Annotated in this window: 1 pseudogene; it reads right to left on the bottom strand. The window is 60.6% G+C overall.

Annotation, left to right across the window (positions count from 1 at the left end):
- Positions 1-262 (bottom strand): annotated as a pseudogene (locus EN861_RS36570) (hypothetical protein); the annotation flags it as partial.
- Between the last annotated feature and the right edge of the window lie 55 nt (positions 263-317).

The following is a 317-nucleotide window of genomic DNA, read 5'->3' as shown; positions in this document are numbered from 1 at the left end:
CACCCTGGCGATTGGCAACCGCGATGGACTGGTCGCCATATTCAACCTGCCTCGAGAGCAACCAGCCGGCCAGAGTCGCGAGATATCGGCCATTCGCCAGGGTGCGGTCATCGATGAAATCCAGGCCATGGATTTCGCCCATGTTGCCTGATGTCAGCTCCATGAAACCATGGATCGTGACATCGGGACCATCCGATCCGGCCTCGACGTCGATGCGCGGGACCAGCAGGCGCTTGCGCGCATAGCCGGCGATTGCCAGCAATCGATTGTCCGGTGAAAATCGCAGGTCCTCCGTACGTCCGATCGCCTAAAGCGCC

It is taken from the genome of Mesorhizobium sp. M8A.F.Ca.ET.218.01.1.1 (genome assembly GCF_004791165.1).
Classification (GTDB): Bacteria; Pseudomonadota; Alphaproteobacteria; order Rhizobiales; family Rhizobiaceae; genus Mesorhizobium.
Note: the sequence above shows the minus strand (reverse complement) of the source record. Positions and strands in the feature narration are given on the sequence as shown.